The following is a 1,863-nucleotide window of genomic DNA, read 5'->3' as shown; positions in this document are numbered from 1 at the left end:
CGTCGCCGAGTTGGAAACAGCTTCCGACAGATGTTGCATGCCGGAAATTGTGTCGGCTACCACCGACCCGCCGTTCTTCGCGGTCTGCACCGTCTCTTGCGCCAGCGTCGCCGCCTTACCGGAATTCTGTGCGACCTGGCTGACGGTCGACGTCATTTCCTCCACCGCCGCAGCGGTCTGCGCGGCACGAGACGTCAGGGTATCGGTGCCCCTGGAGATTTCCTCCGCCGTGGCGGACAGTTCGACCGACGCGGAAGCGACCTTGTCGGTCACATGCGCGACTTTGCCGATCATGTCCTGAAGCTTCTCCGAACAAAGATTGAAGGATCTGGATAGACCAGCAACTTCGTCATCACCATGTACCGGCACCCGCTGACTCAGATCGCCCTTCGCAAATCGGCCGAATGCCGCCATGAGTCCATGAAGCGGTTGTATGATCGACCGGGCGACGAAGAATCCGACGATCATGGCGATCGCCCCGAATCCCACCCCCAACAGCATCGACTGACGCACGTGCTGCTGGACACGGTTGCCGGCCTGTTCTTCCAATCGATGCTGCCAGGGCACGGCCAGCGCAATGACCTGGTCAATGGCCAGACGATGTTCATTGTACGTGCTATGCAGCATGCCGGCTGCGAGCGCGCGCGCTTTACTCACATCTCCGGCGAGCAAGGCAGGAATATAGTCGTTGTCGCGCACGGCTAAGAACGCCTTCCCCTGCTGATAGGAGGCAACCGTCAGCCGCGCCTTGATCTCGCCCTCAGGAAGTACGTTCACCCAGAAGCTGTGACGGGACTCAAACTCTTCCCCCAATTGTTTACTCTTGGACACGAGGCCGATGAGTTGCGTACGGTCCTGCACCAGCAACATTTCCAGTGCCACCAGATAGGATTCGATCAAATACTCCGGGGGAGGCAAGACGTCGGCTACCAGGTCCTTTGTCATCACGATCTCGGAATAAATCGGACCGGCCACCTTCACTTCTTGAAGGCCCATATACATGCCGGTGAAGACGACGGACAACGCCACGATGAATGGACCAGCCAGCGCGAGCAATTTCCACTGCATCGACAGGCGACTGAAATAATACTGCACGTGTTTCCTTTCGAACTCTTCAGTCCGCACTGGACGCCTATCACAGCGGCGTCCAGTGCTCAGGATGAATTCTGCTCGTCACACCTTGAACGATCCCACAATCCCTTGCAGCTCAACGGCCAACTGGCTGAGGTCATGGCTCGCTTTGGCCGACTCATTGGCGCCTGACGCGGATTCCTTCGTCACCTTCGCGACATTCTCAATGTCGTTGGCGATTTGCTGCGTGGCCACCGACTGCTCTTCTGAGGCCACGGCAATCTGGCGAATCATATCCGCGCTTTCGGACACCATCTGCACGATCCGGGTGAGCGCTTCGCCGGTCTTGTTGACCAGTTCGACACCGCCACTGACTTTCTGCGTTCCCTGCTGCATCGAATCGACCGCGCCGCGGGTATCGTGTTGAATCTGCCGGATCATATCGCCGATTTCCTTCGTCGCTTTGGTCGTCCGTTCCGCCAACTTGCGGACTTCGTCGGCGACGACGGCGAATCCCCGTCCCTGTTCGCCGGCGCGGGCGGCTTCGATCGCCGCGTTCAACGCCAGCAAATTGGTCTGATCGGCGATATCTTCAATGACGCGCACGATTTCCCCGATTTGATCGGACGACTTGCCCAGCTCGGCAATGATCGTCGCCGAGTTGGAAACAGCTTCCGACAGATGTTGCATGCCGGAAATTGTGTCGGCTACCACCGACCCGCCGTTCTTCGCGGTCTGCACCGTCTCTTGCGCCAGCGTCGCCGCCTTACCGGAATTCTGTGCGACCTGGCT

General features: G+C 58.7%; 2 protein-coding genes. Both read right to left on the bottom strand.

Annotation, left to right across the window (positions count from 1 at the left end):
* Positions 1-1,095 (bottom strand): methyl-accepting chemotaxis protein (locus Q8N00_03070; GenBank protein ID MDP2381766.1); only part of this gene is annotated, 1,095 nt, incomplete at its 3' end.
* Between the two features lie 78 nt (positions 1,096-1,173).
* Positions 1,174-1,863, bottom strand: a 690-nt coding sequence (locus Q8N00_03065) for a methyl-accepting chemotaxis protein (GenBank protein MDP2381765.1), incomplete at its 5' end; no start/stop codon positions are given.

This window comes from Nitrospirota bacterium (assembly GCA_030684575.1).
Taxonomy (GTDB): domain Bacteria; phylum Nitrospirota; class Nitrospiria; order Nitrospirales; family Nitrospiraceae; genus Palsa-1315.
Note: the sequence above shows the minus strand (reverse complement) of the source record. Positions and strands in the feature narration are given on the sequence as shown.